This window comes from Novosphingobium resinovorum (assembly GCF_001742225.1).
In the GTDB taxonomy this organism is placed as follows: Bacteria; Pseudomonadota; Alphaproteobacteria; order Sphingomonadales; family Sphingomonadaceae; genus Novosphingobium; species Novosphingobium resinovorum_A.
This window is the reverse complement of record NZ_CP017075.1, coordinates 1,021,361-1,035,511: the sequence shown is the minus strand read 5'-3', so window position 1 is coordinate 1,035,511 and position 14,151 is coordinate 1,021,361. Positions and strand designations below refer to the sequence as shown.

At 65.4% G+C, this 14,151-nt stretch carries 18 protein-coding genes; 3 read left to right on the top strand and 15 right to left on the bottom strand.

Features of this window, described 5'->3' with window-relative positions; genetic code table 11:
- Window positions 1-58 precede the first annotated feature (58 nt).
- The 6 genes from BES08_RS04750 to BES08_RS04725 form a co-directional block, all read right to left on the bottom strand.
- The gene (locus BES08_RS04750) at window positions 59-2,152 is read right to left on the bottom strand and encodes a sodium-translocating pyrophosphatase (protein WP_008829496.1); all 2,094 of its coding nucleotides are present in this window, start codon (window positions 2,150-2,152) and stop codon (window positions 59-61) included.
- Between the two features lie 149 nt (window positions 2,153-2,301).
- The gene (gene thiL / locus BES08_RS04745; RefSeq protein WP_008829495.1) at window positions 2,302-3,261 is read right to left on the bottom strand and encodes a thiamine-phosphate kinase; all 960 of its coding nucleotides are present in this window, start codon (window positions 3,259-3,261) and stop codon (window positions 2,302-2,304) included.
- Window positions 3,262-3,276: 15 nt separating this feature from the next.
- Window positions 3,277-3,720 carry a transcription antitermination factor NusB gene (gene nusB, locus BES08_RS04740; protein ID WP_008829494.1) on the bottom strand — a complete coding sequence of 148 codons (444 nt, stop codon included), beginning with the start codon at window positions 3,718-3,720 and terminating at the stop codon, window positions 3,277-3,279.
- Window positions 3,717-5,006, bottom strand: a complete 1,290-nt coding sequence (hisD, locus tag BES08_RS04735; protein ID WP_008829493.1) for a histidinol dehydrogenase — start codon at window positions 5,004-5,006, stop codon at window positions 3,717-3,719. The genes nusB and hisD overlap by 4 nt, the downstream gene beginning before the upstream one ends.
- A complete protein-coding gene (hisG, locus tag BES08_RS04730; protein WP_008829492.1) occupies window positions 5,006-5,659 on the bottom strand; it encodes an ATP phosphoribosyltransferase in 654 nt (217 codons plus the stop codon). The genes hisD and hisG overlap by 1 nt, the downstream gene beginning before the upstream one ends.
- Window positions 5,660-5,877: 218 nt before the next feature.
- The gene (locus tag BES08_RS04725; RefSeq protein WP_008829491.1) at window positions 5,878-6,150 is read right to left on the bottom strand and encodes a BolA family protein; all 273 of its coding nucleotides are present in this window, start codon (window positions 6,148-6,150) and stop codon (window positions 5,878-5,880) included.
- Between the two features lie 193 nt (window positions 6,151-6,343).
- On the opposite strand from BES08_RS04725, the gene BES08_RS04720 reads away from it, so the two are divergent.
- Complete coding sequence (locus BES08_RS04720) at window positions 6,344-6,781, top strand: J domain-containing protein (protein WP_008829490.1); 438 nt, start codon at window positions 6,344-6,346, stop codon at window positions 6,779-6,781.
- Between the two features lie 77 nt (window positions 6,782-6,858).
- On the opposite strand, the gene BES08_RS04715 is transcribed toward BES08_RS04720, so the two are convergent.
- From BES08_RS04715 to BES08_RS04680, 8 genes are all read right to left on the bottom strand, one after another.
- Complete coding sequence (locus BES08_RS04715) at window positions 6,859-7,308, bottom strand: SRPBCC domain-containing protein (RefSeq protein ID WP_008829489.1); 450 nt, start codon at window positions 7,306-7,308, stop codon at window positions 6,859-6,861.
- Between the two features lie 11 nt (window positions 7,309-7,319).
- Window positions 7,320-7,970, bottom strand: a complete 651-nt coding sequence (locus tag BES08_RS04710; RefSeq protein WP_008829488.1) for a glutathione S-transferase family protein — start codon at window positions 7,968-7,970, stop codon at window positions 7,320-7,322.
- Window positions 7,970-8,449, bottom strand: coding sequence for a VOC family protein (locus BES08_RS04705; RefSeq protein ID WP_008829487.1), 480 nt, complete (start codon window positions 8,447-8,449; stop codon window positions 7,970-7,972). The genes BES08_RS04710 and BES08_RS04705 overlap by 1 nt, the downstream gene beginning before the upstream one ends.
- A complete protein-coding gene (locus tag BES08_RS04700) occupies window positions 8,446-9,072 on the bottom strand; it encodes a glutathione S-transferase family protein (RefSeq protein ID WP_008829486.1) in 627 nt (208 codons plus the stop codon). The genes BES08_RS04705 and BES08_RS04700 overlap by 4 nt, the downstream gene beginning before the upstream one ends.
- A 71-nt stretch (window positions 9,073-9,143) precedes the next feature.
- Window positions 9,144-9,968, bottom strand: coding sequence for a VOC family protein (locus BES08_RS04695; RefSeq protein WP_069707733.1), 825 nt, complete (start codon window positions 9,966-9,968; stop codon window positions 9,144-9,146).
- A 3-nt stretch (window positions 9,969-9,971) separates the two neighbouring features.
- The gene (locus tag BES08_RS04690) at window positions 9,972-10,343 is read right to left on the bottom strand and encodes a DUF1428 domain-containing protein (RefSeq protein WP_008829484.1); all 372 of its coding nucleotides are present in this window, start codon (window positions 10,341-10,343) and stop codon (window positions 9,972-9,974) included.
- A 1-nt stretch (window position 10,344) separates the two neighbouring features.
- Window positions 10,345-11,049 carry a glutathione S-transferase family protein gene (locus tag BES08_RS04685; RefSeq protein WP_008829483.1) on the bottom strand — a complete coding sequence of 235 codons (705 nt, stop codon included), beginning with the start codon at window positions 11,047-11,049 and terminating at the stop codon, window positions 10,345-10,347.
- A gap of 28 nt (window positions 11,050-11,077) precedes the next feature.
- Entirely contained in the window at window positions 11,078-11,506 is a 429-nt protein-coding gene (locus BES08_RS04680; protein WP_036524588.1) for a VOC family protein, read from the bottom strand.
- A gap of 91 nt (window positions 11,507-11,597) precedes the next feature.
- Between BES08_RS04680 and BES08_RS04675 the strand changes: the two genes are divergently transcribed.
- Together BES08_RS04675 and cobS are read left to right on the top strand one after the other, a co-directional pair.
- Window positions 11,598-12,293: a winged helix-turn-helix transcriptional regulator gene (locus BES08_RS04675; protein ID WP_008829481.1), complete on the top strand. Its 696-nt coding sequence runs from the start codon at window positions 11,598-11,600 to the stop codon at window positions 12,291-12,293.
- Between the two features lie 63 nt (window positions 12,294-12,356).
- A complete protein-coding gene (gene cobS, locus BES08_RS04670; RefSeq protein ID WP_008829480.1) occupies window positions 12,357-13,346 on the top strand; it encodes a cobaltochelatase subunit CobS in 990 nt (329 codons plus the stop codon).
- 53 nt (window positions 13,347-13,399) lie between these two features.
- Here the strand turns inward: cobS and truA are convergent, their stop codons facing one another.
- Window positions 13,400-14,146, bottom strand: a complete 747-nt coding sequence (gene truA / locus BES08_RS04665; RefSeq protein ID WP_069707732.1) for a tRNA pseudouridine(38-40) synthase TruA — start codon at window positions 14,144-14,146, stop codon at window positions 13,400-13,402.
- Window positions 14,147-14,151 lie beyond the last annotated feature (5 nt).

Below are 14,151 nucleotides of genomic sequence, written 5' to 3'. Positions count from 1 at the left end.
AATCAAGGAAACGCTAACGGCACCGCGCCGGAAAGGCCCCGACGCGGTGCCGCTGCGTTCAACCGGCCGCCATTGCGGCAAGCAGCAGCAGCGCGACGATATTGGTGATCTTGATCATCGGGTTCACCGCCGGGCCTGCGGTATCCTTGTAGGGATCGCCCACGGTATCGCCGGTGACGGCAGCCTTGTGCGCCTCCGAACCCTTGCCGCCGTAATTGCCGTCCTCGATGAACTTCTTGGCGTTGTCCCATGCGCCGCCACCCGAAGTCATCGACAGGGCCACGAATAGCCCGCTGACGATCACGCCAAGCAGCAGTGCTCCGAGCGCCGCGAAGCCGTTTTCACGACCGGCGACGGCGGTGATCACGAAGTAGACCACGATCGGCGCCAGCACCGGCAGCAGCGAGGGCACGATCATCTCCTTGATCGCTGCCTTCGTGACAAGATCGACCGTGCGTGCGTAGTCGGGCTTTTCCGCATAAGTCATGATGCCTGGCTTCTCGCGGAACTGCTCGCGCACATCGACGACCACGTCGCCCGCGGCCCGGCCCACCGCCGTCATGCCCATCGCGCCGAACAGGTACGGCAGTAGCGCGCCGAGCAGGAGGCCGACGATGACGTAAGGATTCTCCAGACTGAAATCGACGTTCAGCGCTGGGAAGAACTCCTTGAGGTCGGTTGTGTAGGCGGCAAAGAGGACCAGCGCGGCAAGCCCCGCCGAACCGATCGCATAACCTTTGGTCACGGCCTTGGTGGTGTTGCCCACGGCATCGAGCGCGTCGGTCTTCTCGCGCACGGCGTCGTCTAGACCGGCCATCTCGGCGATGCCGCCCGCGTTGTCGGTGACCGGACCGTAAGCATCCAGCGCCACCACCATGCCCGCCAGCGCCAGCATCGCGGTCGCCGCATAGGCAATGCCCAGCAGCCCGGCGAGCTGGTAGGCGATGATGATCCCGGCGACGATCACGATCGTCGGCAGCGCCGTCGCTTCCAGGCTGATGGCAAGGCCCTGGATCACATTGGTGCCATGACCGGTGACCGAAGCCTTGGCGATCGACCGGACCGGGCGATAATCGGTCCCGGTATAATACTCGGTGATCCAGATGATCAGGCCGGTGATCGCCAGGCCGACCAGAGCGCAATAGAACAACGTGCGGCCGTTGAGGTCGCCATTGCCGATGACGGCCTCCATATCCCCCAGCGCATGGCTTATCGCCCACCAGATCGCCGGGATCGAGAGCACCGCAGTCACCAGGAAGCCCTTGTACATGGCGCCCATGATGTTCTGCGAGCTGCCCAGCCGCACGAAGTAGGTGCCGATGATGGAGGTGACGATGCAAACGCCGCCGATCAGCAGCGGCAGCGCCATCATCGCGCTCAGGTTGCCCGCGCCCTTGAGCAACAGCGCGGTCAGCACCATCGTCGCGCCAACGGTGACGACGTAGGTTTCGAACAGGTCGGCCGCCATGCCGGCACAGTCGCCGACGTTATCGCCCACGTTGTCGGCGATGACGGCGGGGTTGCGGGGATCGTCCTCGGGAATGCCGGCCTCGACCTTGCCGACGAGGTCGGCGCCGACGTCGGCGGCCTTGGTGAAGATGCCTCCACCCAGACGCGCAAAGATCGAGATGAGCGAGGCTCCGAAGGCGAGGGCGGTCAGTGCTTCGACCACGGTACGGTCATCGCCGCCAACCGTGTGCCCGGCCGGTCCGGTGAGATACCAGTAGAACACCGCGATCGCGAGCAGAGCGAGGCCTGCCACCAGCATGCCGGTGATTGCGCCCGCCCGGAACGCCAGCGTCAGCCCTTCCTGCAGGCCCTTCTGTGCCGCAGCGGCGGTGCGTACGTTCGCCCGGACCGAGATGTTCATCCCGATGAACCCGGCGAAACCCGACAGGATCGCGCCGATGACGAACCCGGTGGCCGATATGGCTCCGAGTGTGAACGCCAGGATGATCGCGACGATCACGCCGACGACGGCAATGGTGGAATACTGCCTCTTCAGGTAGGCTTGCGCGCCTTCCTGAATAGCGGCGGCGATCTCCTGCATCTTTTCGGAGCCTGCGGGAGCACTGAGCACCTGACGACTTGTGACGAAGCCATAGACGATGGCCAGAAGTCCCAGGACTATTGCGATCGTGATGAGATTCACGAAGACGTCCCCTTCCCATTATGTTGTAGCGACGGGTTTTCCCGCTCGCGGCGACTAGGGCTATAGGGAAGGTGGGGGAGTGGCAAGCAGGGATATGCGCCGGAACGGTGCCGTCATCGGCGGCATGGCGACCGGGCCACGCACCGACGTCAGTGCTGGTAACCCAGGCGTTCGGGCAAGGGCAGTGCAGCGCCTTCGTGATGCAGCGACAGCCCCGCTCCTGCTTCGATGGTGCCGATTGCCGTAACCTGCCGGTTCAGGGTGCTCGCGGCTTCAAGAATGCGCGCTGTATTTTCGAGCGGCGCGGTGAACAGCAGTTCGTAGTCGTCCCCGGCGGCCATCGCTGCCAGCCGGACCTCCAGAACTTCGCCTGCGACGGCGCGGAAGGCCGCGGAAAGCGGCACTGCGCCGACGTCCAGCGTCACGCCTACCGCGCTGGCCTCGGCCATGCGCGAGGCATCGACCATGAGTCCGTCGGAAACATCCATCATAGCGTGGACCAGCGGCGCCAGTGCGACGCCCAAGCGAGGCTCGGGCGCAGGGCGGCGGTAACGGGCGAGCAGCGCGGTGAGGGCGCTTGCGTCTCCATCGAGGTCGCCCAGCGCGGCTTTCAGCCCCAGCCCCGCATCGCCGATGGTCCCGCTGACCCAGACCCGGTCACCCGGCCGCGCCGCCGTGCGCGAAGGCACCGGGCAACCCTTGGCCCCGGTGCCGAGCGCCGTCAGCGAGAAACTGCGCGGCGCGCCGTCCGGCATGCGGACCGTATCGCCGCCCAGCAGCGGGATGGCGAAACGGCGGCAGGCCTCGTCCAGCCCGGCGAGGAACGCGGTGTCCCACGCGGAAGCGCCCAGCGCGTGCGAATAGAGGCACCCCGCCGGCGTCGCCCCTTTGGCGGAAAGGTCGGAGACGTTCACCGCCACCAGCTTCCACGCCACGTCCTGCGGCGGATCGTTCGGGAGGTAGTGGACGCCCTCGACGACGGTATCCATCGTCAGCACCAGCGCCTCGCCGCCGATCCGGAGCACGGCGGCATCGTCCGCCAGCCGCCGGGCGGCGGGGGCGGTGGCGATGGCGCGCAGGGCGTGGATGAAGGCGGCTTCGCCGGTCATCCGAAGATCATGCCGTCAGCGGACCGACTTTGCCACCGAATCGAGCACGCCGTTGAGGAACTTCGCCTCGCGCGGGTCGAAGAAGGCGTGGCACACGTCGAGGTATTCGCTGATCGCGGCGCCGGTCGGAATGTCGGCGCGGGCCATGAGTTCGTAAGCGCCCGCGCGCATGATCTGCAGCATCGTCTTGTCGAGACGGCCCAGCGACCAGCCCTCGGTCAGCTTGGACGCCAGCAGTTCGTCGATTTCGTCGCGGCGGGCGATGGTGCCCTTCACGACGTCGTCGAAGAACGCGACTTCGGCCTGCGCGAACTGCGCGTCGTCGATCTCCATGCCAAGGCGGTGGCGGTGGAATTCGTCGAGCAGGGAGGCCATCGGGGTGCCCTCCATGTCGAACTGGTACAGCGCCTGGACGGCGGCGAGGCGCGCGGCGGCGCGCTTCTGCTTGGGATTGCTCATGAGTTCAGCCTTACGGAAATGGAGCGCGCGTGCGCGGGAAGCCCTTCGGCCTCGGCAAGGGCGACGGCGGCGGGGCCGATGGCCTCCAGCGCCGCAGCGTCAAGCTGGATGAAGCTGGTGCGCTTCATGAAATCGAGAACCGAAAGCCCCGAGGAGAACCGCGCCCGGCGCCCGGTGGGCAGGACGTGGTTGGGGCCGGCGACGTAATCGCCGACCGCCTCGGGGGTCATGCGGCCGAGGAACACGGACCCTGCGTGCCGGATGCGGCGCATCAGGCTTTCGGGATCGTCGGTGGCGATCTCGACGTGTTCGGCCGCCAGTGCATTGGCGAGCGCGGGGGCTTCGTCGAAGCTGGCGACGTCGATGATGACGCCGTTGACGTTCCAGCTTTCGCGGGCGGTCTTCTCGGTCGCTAGCGCGGCGAGTTCGAGTTCGACGGCTTCGGCCACCGCGTCGGCATAGGCCGCGTCGTCGGTGATGAGGATCGACTGCGAGGTCGGGTCGTGCTCGGCCTGGCTGAGAAGGTCGGCGGCGATCCGGCGCGGCTCGTTCTTGGCGTCGGCGATGACGAGGATTTCGCTCGGCCCCGCGACCATGTCGATGCCGACGACGCCGTAGAGCTGGCGCTTGGCCTCGGCCACCCAGGCATTGCCGGGGCCGGTTACCACATCGACGGGGGCGATGCGGTCGGTGCCATAGGCCAGCGCGCCGACGGCATGGGCACCGCCCACGCGCCACACTTCGTCCACGCCCGCAAGGTGCGCGGCGGCGAGGACGAGCGGATTGACTTCGCCCTTCGGCGTCGGGGTGACGACGACGAGACGCTCCACGCCTGCGACCTTTGCGGGAATGGCGTTCATCAGCAGCGAGGACGGATAGGCCGCCCGCCCGCCGGGAACGTAGAGGCCCGCCGCGTCCACCGCATTCCACGTCGCTCCGAGGCGCACGCCGGCGGCGTCGGTGTAGTCGCGGTTCTCGGGGAGTTGCGCGGCGTGGTAGGCGCGGATACGCTCTGCCGCGAGTTCCAGCGCTGCGCGCAAGGTCGGTTCTAGCGCGTCGAAGGCGGCCTTGCAGGTAGCGGCATCGACGTTCCAGCCGGTCTGGTCGAGGTCATGGCCGTCGAACTTCGCCGTGAGATCGGCAAGCGCTGCATCACCACGCTCGCGCACGTCCCGGAGGATCGCGGCGACGTCGGCGGCCACGTCAACCGCGCTTTCGCGGCGGTCGGAGACGACGCGCGCGAAGGCCTCGGCGAAACCGGGGTCCTTGGCTGAAAGGCGCAGCATCAGGCGGCTTCCTTTTCCGCCACCAGCGCGCGGAAGGCCTCGACCAGTGCGGCGACGCGCTCGTCGGTCTTGAGGGCAGCGCGGTTGACGATCAGGCGCGCGGAAATGTCGAGAATGCGGCTGGTTTCGACCAGACCGTTCTCCTTGAGCGTGCGGCCGGTGGAGACCAGATCGACGATCCGGCTCGACAGACCGAGGCAGGGCGCCAGCTCCATCGCGCCGTTCAGCTTCACGACTTCGGCTTGCACGCCCAACTTCTCGAAATGGCGGCGGGTGAGGTTCGGGTACTTGCTGGCGATGCGCAAGTGCGAAGGCAGCGCGCCGCCGGTCTCGCCCACCTTTTCGGCGACCGAAAGACGGCAGTGGCCGATGTTCAGGTCCACGGGGGCGTAGAGGTCGGAATAGGCGAACTCCTCCACCACGTCCGAGCCGACGATGCCGACTTGCGCGGCGCCATGCGCGACGAACGTGGCGACGTCGAAGGCGCGCACGCGGATCAGGCGCATGTCGCTGTTTTCGCAAGCGAAGGAGAGCGCGCGTGACTTCTTGTCATGGAATTCCGCCTCGGGGGTCACACCGGCGCGCGCCATCAGGGGCAGCGCTTCGTCGAGGATTCGGCCCTTGGGCACGGCGAAAGTCAGAGGTGTCGGCATGGTGCGCGCCTTAGTCGGGCAAGGCGCAAAGGGCAACCGGGGTGTTTGCCCTGAGCAAGCTACAGGGCAACACGCCGTCATCCCAGCGAAAGCTGGGATCGCTGGCCGTGAACAACCCACATAGCGGCAGAGTGTTGTTCGGCCAGCTATCGCCTAAAGCATTGCCAGCGGTCCCAGCCTTCGCTGGGATGACGGGTGTATGTCTGCGGGCTTCGCGCTTATTCCCCCGGCGCGCTGGCCTTGATCGCCACCGCATGGACGCGATTGCCGGGAATGTCGCCCAGCGCCGCATTTACCAGTCGCTGGCGCTGCAGACGTGAGACACCGGCGAACTGCGGGCTCTCGATCAGGATGGTGAAGTGCGATTCGCCGCTGCCGTCATCGCCGGTATGGCCGCGGTGCGTGGCGGAATCGTTGACCACGTCAAGCGACGTGGGAGCGAAGGCAGCGGTCAGAAGCTGCCGCATTTCCTGTTCGAGTGGTCCAGACATGGGGTTCCATTTAGGCGATCGATGTCCCATCTGGAAGCCGGTGAGACAGCATAGATTTCATGGAAGGTTCGAATCCACCGGTCACGAGTGCGCCTGGCCGGGGTGTGATGAGGCGGGCGAGTTTCGTGCTCCGGGTGGTCGGCCGTCCGGGTTCGACGGGCCGGGCGACTATCGATGGTTCTGCCTCGAGCACGTGCGTCAGTTCAATTCGGGCTACGACTACTTCGAAGGCATGGAAGCGGAGGAGATCATGCGCGCGCAGTCCCCGCTCCACGGTTGGGAGACGCAGACCCGCGCGTTCCGGCCTGATGCGGGCGTGGATCAGGCGCCGAACTGGGCGAACTTCTCCGACCCGCTTGAGGCGATTCAGGCACGGGCGAGGGCGCATGTGAAGCGGCGCAGGGCTGACCTGAAGCCCGAAAACGCGCGCTTCACTCCGAACGAGCGCAGAGCTTTGGAGACGCTGGGGCTGGACGGGGACATCGACCGCAAGACCCTGCGGTTTCGCTATACGCGGCTTCTGCGGCAGTATCATCCCGACCACAACGGCGGCGATCACAGCCATGCCGCGCGGCTGCAGGGGGTGGTCGAGGCGTATCAGGTCCTCAAGAACGCGGCGGCTTTCGGGTAGGACCTATCTTGGCCCTACATTCCCCGTCACCCTAAACTTGTTTCAGGGTGACGAAGTGGAAAGAGGAGCAGGGCGCGTTATTCGTCTTCGCCCTCGCAGATCGCTGCCAACTGGTCCGCACAGGCTGCCCAGCCTTGCGTAAAGCCCATTTCCTCATGCTGCTTGCAGGTATCCGCGCTCCAGTGGCGGGCGGTGGCGGTATAGCGCGTGCCTTCGCCTTCCGGAGCGACTTCCCAGATGCCGATCATGAACGGCCCGCTCGGTTGGAGATCGTCCACCACCGCATCGGTCGAGGCGAAGCGGCGGCCTTCCTCATAGGCAAGGTAGATGCCGTTCTGGGGCATGACTTCGCCGTCGGGGCCGTACATCGTCATCTTGCAGACGCCGCCGGGGCGCTTGTCCTGTTCATCGACCTCGGCGCGCCATGGGGTAGGGCACCACCATTCGTTCTGGCGGTTGGCCATGACGTCCCACACTTTCGCAGGCGGTGCGGCGATGTAGCGGGTGGTGGACAGTTCGTTGCTCATCGTTGTTCTCCTCAATCTCGATCAGGCGCGCCCAGCGGAAAGAACGCGCGGTAAGGGCGGGCGGCCTCGACGCAGGTGCTGACCGGCGGCAAGGCGAGCAGATGGGCGCGCCATGCCTTCAGGCGCGAAAAGCTGTCGGCGATGGGGAGGACCCAGTCGGCGTAGAACAGCGAGGGCGCGGCGGCGCACTCGATCAGGGTAACCTGGCCTTGCGCCGGGTAGTACTGAAGCCAGCCCTCCAACCAGGCGTAACTGCGTTCCAGCCGTTCCCGCGCTTCGCCGATGCGGGTCATGTCCGGGTTTTCGGCATCGCGAATGTGTTCGTTCACGACCTCCTGCATGTTGCCCATGACGTAGTTGTCGAAAACCCGGTCGAGCATGCGTACGCCGATCGCCGCTTCGGCATCGGAGGGCAGCAGGACATCCGGTTCCACATGGTGCAGTTGCAGGTGCTCGATGATCGAAGTCGCCTCGAAGATCAGGTTCTGGCCGTCCTGCAGGACCGGGAACTTGCCCGCTGGTCCGGCCATGGCGACGATCTTGCCATGATCGGGGTGATCGCCGTCGACGATGCGGAACTCATGTTCCAGCCCAGATCCCAGGAGCGCGATCTGCGCCTTCCAGGTGTAGGACGAGAAGGGGTGGCCGTAGAGTGCCAGCATCAGCCTTTCACCGCCGCCTCGATCGCGGCGATGTCGATCTTGCGCATCGTCATCATCGCTTCCATCGCCCGCTTGGCTGCAGCGCGATCGGGGTTCGCCATCGCGTTCGTGAGGGCGCGAGGAGTGATCTGCCAGTTGAGGCCCCACTTGTCCTTGCACCAGCCGCACATGCTTTCCGCTCCGCCATTGCCGACGATGGCGTCCCAGTAGCGGTCGGTCTCTTCCTGCGTGTCGGTGGCGACCTGGAACGAGAACGATTCCGATTGCGGGAACTGCGGGCCGCCGTTGAGGCCGATGCATTCGATCCCCATCACCGTGAACTCGACCACGAGGACGTTGCCTTCCTTCCCGTCCGGATAATCCGTCGGTGCACGTTGTACGGAATCGACGCGGGTGTCGGGGAAGACGGTGGCGTAGAAGTTCGCAGCGTCCTCGGCGGTGCCGTCGTACCAGAGGCAGATCCGGTTTTTGGCCGTCATTTCTTCATCTCCTCTATCAGCTTGCCGTCGATGCCCTTGGCGGTCCGGTAGGCGGGGCGTTCCTGACAACGTTCGGCATAGGCCACGAGCGGGGGCAGCGGCGGGATGATGCCGAAGGTCATGCCCCAGTCGATCGCGCTGCCGACATAGACGTCGGCCATGGTGAAGCGGGTGCCGCAGACCCAGTCGTCCTCGGCCAGCTTTTCCTCGATCGCGGCGAGGGTGCGCTCGAAGCTGCCCCAGCCGGCCATCATCTCCTGCTGCGGCGTCGGCTCGAACTTGAGCGCGCGCGAGGTGATCGCCTGCTCGATCGGGCCGGAGGCGAAGAAGGTCCAGCGGTAATAGTCCGCCATCTCGCCGTCGTTGGGGAGCAGGTGCGCTTCCGGGTTCATCTCGGCGAGATAGAGACAGATCGCGGCGGATTCGGTGATCACCCGGTCGCCGTCGTCGGCATGGTGGATCAGCGTTGGCACCTTGGCCATCGGGTTGGCGTCGAGGAACGCGGCGGGCTTGTCCTTCCAGTCGACGAGGACCTGCTCGTAGTCCGCCCCGGCTTCGTGCAGCGCCCAGCGGGCGATCTGTCCGCGCGACATCGGGTTGGTGAAGAAGGTGTAGTCGGCCATCGGGATTCTCCCTTAGATGAGGGTGGAACATTGATGGAACGAATGGACGGCGTCAATCACCGTCCGCCCGGTTATCTGCGCGGCCCGACGAGGCCGAAGTAGGCGCCTTGCGGATCGAAGGCGTGGACGGTGTATTCGCCGGTGGGGATCTGCTGCGGATCGCCCATAGGCTTGCCGCCGCCGTCCTTTACTGCGGTCAGTGCGCGGTCAATATCGTCCACGCCGATGTAGTAGGTCCAGCCTGGCACCGGCATGAAATCAGCCTGCTTCATAACCGCGCCGATCTGCACGTCCTCCAGCTGGAGGAAGCGGTAGTCGCCGAGCGGCCCCATCGGCATCGCGCCGTGCTGGGTCCAGCCGAAATGCTTCGTGTAGAACGCCACCGCCGCGTCGTCGTCGGGCGTGACGAGTTCGTTCCAGCGTACCGTCTGCGGCTTGTCCACGCTGAACACGTCGCTGGTGGCGTCGGGATCGTCGGCGGGCGGTTCCGGCGTCATCACGTAGAACGCGGCGCCCTGCGGGTCGGTCACCATGGCGAAGCGGCCGACGCCTTCCATGGTGGTGGCGGGCACGTGGACGGATCCGCCCTCGGCCGTGATCTCGGCCACTTTTGCATCGACGTCGGGGACGTAAATGTAGCCCATCCAGCCGGGCTTCGCGCCTTGTTTGATCATGGCATCGTCGAGTGCGAAGACGCCGCCGGTATAGCCGCAGCCCGCGCCGCCGCCATCGATGCGCTCGATCATGCGGTAGTCCATGCCGGAATCGCCGGTCATTTCCGGCATGACGTTGGCGCCGATCTTCCAGCCGACGACACTGCCGTAGAAGGCGGCCGCGGCGTCGGAATCGCTGGTCATCAGCTCGTACCAGATGAAGCTGCCTACAGGGTTGCCCATGGCTCAGCCTCCCAGCGTGACGACGGGCTGGAAGCCGCCGTAGATCATGCGCATGCCGTCGAAAGGCATGGGGTTCTTCTCCGGATCCATGCGCGGGTCGGTGTTCATCGCGTCCATGACGGCAGCCATGCCCTTTTCGCGAGTCGCCTTGTCGGGCCATTCGATCCACGAGAAGACCACCGCCTCGTCCTCCTTGCACTCCACCGCGCGGAAGAAGTCGGTCTGCTTGCCTTCGGGCACGTCGTCCTGCCAGCATTCGAGGACGCGGGTGGCGCCGTGCTCCATGAAGACGGCGTCGCCCATTTCGGCGTGAGCGATGAACTTGTCCTTGTTCGCCTTGGGGACGGCGATCACGAAACCTTCTACGTAGGTCATGTCAGACTCCTTCCTTGGCAGGGTTTTCGGCCTTGGCTTTGGTCTTCGGATCATGCTCGGCGAAAGGCGCGAGTTGCGCCTCCAGCGCACGCTGGAACGCAGGGCGAGCTATGCCGCGCTCGACGTACGCCGCGAGTGCGGGCGTCGGCGCCAGCACGGACGGGTCGGGGATGGCGCGCAGGATCGTGGTCATCGCGATATCGGCGATCGAGAAGTCCCCGGCCAGCCACTCGTCGTCGCCCAGCGCCGTTTCGAGGCGCTTGAGGCGGCCTTCCAGCGCGGTAGTCAGGGAAGGGCGGCGCAGCGGTGCCCAGTCCTCCTTGCGCGAGAAAAACGTGCAGTTGACGAACTCCATCACGAACGGCTCGATCGAGTTGAACGCAGCCAGCAGCCAACTCAGGACTTTCGCCCGTTCCTGCGAGCCGGTCGGGGGCAAGGCGCCCGCCTTCTCGGCGAGGTGGATGAGCGTGGCGCCGCTTTCGAATATCCCGACCTCGCCGTCACGGACGAAGGGCACCTGCCCCCAGGGCTGGTCGTCATAGTACCATTCGGGGCGCTCGATCGCGCTGATCAGGCGCACCTTGTAGGGCAGGGTGTACTCTTCGCAGGTCCAGCGCGGGCGCAAATCGCGGACCTGCCCCTGCGCGAAGGATGGCACCCATTCGTAAGCGGTGATCTCTATCTGTGAGGTCGGATCGATAGGCATCGTCTTCTCCCTCTCCCGTTTCTTTATGTCACGCCGTGGTCGGGATTTCCATTTCCCCCGAGGCGGCGGCAGGGTCCATCCACATCGTCTCCCAGACATGCCCGTCGAGGTCGGTGAAGGCGTGGCTGACCATGAAGCCATAGTCTTGTGGCGGATTGATGTCGGGCGTGCCGCCTGCCGCCGCAGCCTTGGCCTTCATCTCCGCGGCCTCTTCCTTGCTTTCACATGCAAGGCACAGCGCCACTTCGCTGGAGCCGGTGTCGGGGATCGGGCGGTCGGTGAAGGTGCGCCATTTGTCGTGCGTCAGGATCATCACGAAGATGGATTCCGACCACACCATGCAGGCCGCCGTGTCGTCGGTGAAGCGCGGCTCGTTGGTGAAGCCGAGCGCGGTGTAGAACGCCTTGGAGCGCTCCAGATCGGTGACGGGGAGGTTCACGAAGATCATGCGTGCCATCTGCTCTCTCCTTCAGAAGGGCGAATCGCCTCTTGCCCGAACCTGACCTCAGGGGTAACTAAAAGCAACCATGAAGTCACAAAAAGAAACCATGCGTTCGGAAAGCGCGACGGACAGTGTGAAACGCGCACATGGCCGCTGGTATGGGGATGCCTGCGGGGCGGCTTTCGCGATGGAACTGATCGGCGAACGCTGGTCGCTGCCAATCATACGCGAGATGATGCTCGGCCCGCGCCGTTTCTCCGAGATCCGCGCCGAATTGCCGGGCCTGAGCGCCAAGACGTTGACCGAGCGGCTGGAGAGCCTCGAAGGAACCGGCATCGTCGCGCGCGAAGTGCTGCCGCCGCCCGCTTCGGTGCAGGTCTATCGACTCACCGAATGGGGCCTGGCGCTGGAGCCCGTCATGCAGGAACTGGGGCGATGGGCGGTGCGCTCGACCCTCCACGATCCCACGCTGCCGATCACGCCGGTCTCGCTGATGCTCTCGCTGCGCACGATGATCCATCCCGAGCGGATCGGCGAGCTGGCACTGACGGTGCGCTTCGAGGTGGGTGTCAGCAAATTCACCGGGCGGCTGGGGCAGGGCGAACTGGCGATCCAACCCTCCAGCAATGGCGATCCGGACCCCGATCTGGTCTTCGCGGCCGAGGGCGGGTTCCCGTTCCTCGGGGTATTCTACGGCAAGTGGCCGCGGGAAGAGGTTCAGGCACTGCGGATCGAGGGCGACCCATCGCTGGTCCAGCGCTTCGTCGATCTGTTCAGCCTCCCTCCCAAATGCGCGAGTTGAGCAAGGCAAGTCGCCCAAACCTTATTGCGATGCAGCGGCCGGTCCTATACGCGATGCCCTACGATGACTGACTCCAAGACCCAGACCGAGAATCGCGACGCCACCGTACTGGCCGCTCCCGACATCGAACTCGACGTGCGCGAGACTTTCGGGATCGACATCGACATGAAGGTCCCGGCCTTCTCCGTGGCCGACGAGCGCGTCCCCGACCTCGACGAGACGTATGTGTTCGACCCGGACACCACCCTCGCGATCCTGGCGGGCTTTGCCTTCAACCGCCGCGTGATGGTGCAGGGCTACCACGGCACCGGCAAGTCGACGCACATCGAACAGGTCGCGGCGCGCCTCAAATGGCCGTGCATCCGCATCAACCTCGACGCGCACATCAGCCGCATCGACCTGATCGGCCGCGATGCCATCGTCCTGCGCGGCGGCATGCAGGTGACCGAATTCCGCGAGGGCCTGCTCCCCTGGGCGCTGCAACACCCGGTGGCGCTGGTGTTCGACGAATACGACGCGGGCCGCCCGGACGTGATGTTCGTGATCCAGCGCATTCTGGAAACCGAGGGCAAGCTCACCCTGCTCGACCAGAACCGCGTGATCCGTCCGGACAAGCACTTCCGCCTGTTCGCCACCGCCAACACGGTGGGCCTGGGCGACACTTCGGGTCTGTACCATGGCACGCAGCAGATCAACCAGGGCCAGATGGACCGCTGGAACCTGGTGGTGGCGCTCAACTACCTGCCCCACGCCACCGAGACGGGCATCGTCGCGGCCAAGGTGCCGCAGATCGACAAGTCGGTGATCGCCAACATGGTCAAGGTCGCGGACTTCTCGCGCCAGGGCTTCATGAACGGCGATATCTCGACGGTGATGAGCCCGCGCACGGTCATCACCTGGGCACAGAACGCGGCGATCTTCAACGACGTCGGCTTCGCCTTCCGCCTCTCGTTCCTGAACAAGTGCGACGAGACCGAGCGCATGCTGGTGGCCGAATACTACCAGCGCGTATTCGGGCAGGATCTGCCGGAAAGCGTCGTCGCCAAGGCCTGATCGGCCCGGCCGACCAAGAAAAAGGGCGCTTCCGCAAGGAGGCGCCCTTTTCGTTATTCGCCGGGATAGACTGCGCGGACGAAGTAGAGCCCGTCCGGCGGTGCATTTAGGCCGAGCTTCCGGCGATTGCGCGCGGCAAGCGCCTCGCGCAGATCCTCTTCGCTCCACCGTCCCATGCCGACGAGTGCGAGGCAGCCGACCATCGAGCGCACCTGATGATGCAGGAAGCTGCGCGCTTCCGCTTCGATCAGCACCATCTCGCCCTCGCGCCGCACTTCCAGCCGGTCGAGCGTCTTGAGCGGCGAACTCGACTGGCAATGCACCGAACGGAACGTGGTGAAATCGTGCAGTCCCACAAGTATCTGCGCGGCACGGTGCATCGCCTCGGCATCGAGCGGCTTGGGCACCATCCATGCCTTGCCCTTCTCCAGCGTCAGCGGGGCACGGCGATTGGCGATGCGGTAGATGTAGGCGCGGCCGACGCAGGAAAACCGCGCGTGCCAGTCGTCGGGCACGACCTCGGAGGACAGGACCGCGATCGGATGAGGCCGCAACCTGTCGTTGAGTGCCCCCAGCAGTTTATACGCCTCGAACGGCTTCGCGATGTCGATATGGGCACGCATCCCGAGCGCGTGGACTCCGGCATCGGTACGCCCGGCCGCGTGCATGATGGCGCGCTCGCCGGTGACCGCGAAGGCCGCATCCTCGACCGACTGCTGCACCGAGGGACCATGGACCTGCCGCTGCAGCCCCATGAACGGGCTGCCGTCGAATTCGAGAGTGAGCGCAAAACGGGTCATTTCGC